The 1,296-nt window shown below is 51.5% G+C and carries 1 protein-coding gene, 2 tRNA genes and 1 rRNA gene; 1 reads left to right on the forward strand and 3 read right to left on the reverse strand.

Going from position 1 to position 1,296, the window contains the following annotated elements; all coding sequences use genetic code 11:
- Positions 1 to 502, reverse strand: a 23S ribosomal RNA gene (locus tag ACN5AZ_RS18640); the annotation flags it as partial.
- 25 nt (positions 503 to 527) lie between these two features.
- On the opposite strand from ACN5AZ_RS18640, the gene ACN5AZ_RS18645 reads away from it, so the two are divergent.
- Entirely contained in the window at positions 528 to 701 is a 174-nt protein-coding gene (locus tag ACN5AZ_RS18645) for a hypothetical protein (protein ID WP_419430394.1), read from the forward strand.
- Between the two features lie 303 nt (positions 702 to 1,004).
- On the opposite strand, the gene ACN5AZ_RS18650 is transcribed toward ACN5AZ_RS18645, so the two are convergent.
- Positions 1,005 to 1,081 (reverse strand) — tRNA-Ile (locus tag ACN5AZ_RS18650).
- A gap of 119 nt (positions 1,082 to 1,200) precedes the next feature.
- Positions 1,201 to 1,276, reverse strand: a tRNA-Ala gene (locus tag ACN5AZ_RS18655).
- Positions 1,277 to 1,296: the final 20 nt, after the last annotated feature.

A 1,296-nucleotide genomic window follows, 5' to 3' on the forward strand; every position in this document is an offset into this window, starting at 1 on the left:
CACCTTTCCCTCACGGTACTGGTTCACTATCGGTCAGCAAGGAGTACTTAGCCTTCGAAGGTGGTCCTCCGATCTTCAGACAGGATTTCACGTGTCCCGCCCTACTTAATACGTCCCATCGAGCTTCTCATACGGGGCTATCACCCGCTATGGCTGTGCTTCCCAACACATTCTGATCACTCTCAAGGCTCGGCTGGTCCCCGTTCGCTCGCCGCTACTAGGGGAGTATCAATTGATTTCCTTTCCTCCGGGTACTTAGATGTTTCAGTTCCCCGGGTTTGCTCTTCAAACCCTATGTATTCAGGTAAGAAGTACCTGGTTGACCCTATTATAAGCTGCCACCGAAGTGGCAATTATAACAGAGTATCAGGTGGGTTGCCCCATTCGGAGATTCATGGATCAAAGCCTATTCTCGGCTCCCCATGACTTATCGCAGAGTATCACGTCCTTCATCGCCTCTTGCTGCCAAGGCATTCACCAAACGCCCTTCTCGCGCTTGATTTGATCCAGTAAGAGCAAGGTTTGTGATGACGCTGGTTCGTGTCATCCCCTGGCTGAAGACAAGGTCGGCAGACCTCCTCTTCCTCTTACCGGACAAAGCATACTTTCCCGCCCGGACGTTGTCGTCCGGACTTGGTTTCAAGATCGCGTTGAGCGATCTCAAAACCATGTCATTCGTTTTGGCTGTGCCAAAAGAATGACTGGTTAGTGTACTTGACTTGGACAACAATTGCTCGTTTGCAGCAGGGATATTCCAAAAAAGCCGGCTAGACCTCTTTGCAACCTCTTCCGAAGAAGACCCACTGAGATTGCCAAACACTTATGGCAATCAAGCAATGTTGATTGATTTCTCTCTATACGATGTGAATTAGTCGTCCGATTGGACGGGTAAACACTGACAGTGCTTACCGATACAATCGAAGATTGGCGTGGTGCGCTTTCGGGACATTTTGCTGCGCAAAATACCCTGTCGCGTACCATTCGTTTTGGCATGGCCAAAAGAATGGTGGGTCGAGGAGGACTTGAACCTCCGACCTCACGCTTATCAGGCGTGCGCTCTAACCACCTGAGCTACCGACCCAGAGATTTTGGCTTTGCCAAAACTCGTTGTCGCGTCAGTGGCTTTGCCAAGCAAAGCGCACGAGAGCGACCAGCGCTTTCGCACTGCGGCCCAATGTGGTTACGCAAGGGCCTTTGTCTTGGTGGAGCCTAGGAGGATCGAACTCCTGACCTCCTGAATGCAAATCAGGCGCTCTCCCAGCTGAGCTAAGGCCCCTTGCTGATCCCCCAATGGGG

The sequence above is a fragment of the Sagittula sp. SSi028 genome (assembly GCF_048553715.1).
Taxonomy (GTDB): domain Bacteria; phylum Pseudomonadota; class Alphaproteobacteria; order Rhodobacterales; family Rhodobacteraceae; genus Sagittula.

What these genes read in the sequence shown, in the direction of transcription:
- ACN5AZ_RS18645 (WP_419430394.1), top strand. Translation starts at nt 528, where the DNA reads ATGACGCTGGTTCGTGTCATCCCCTGGCTGAAGACAAGGTCGGCAGAC.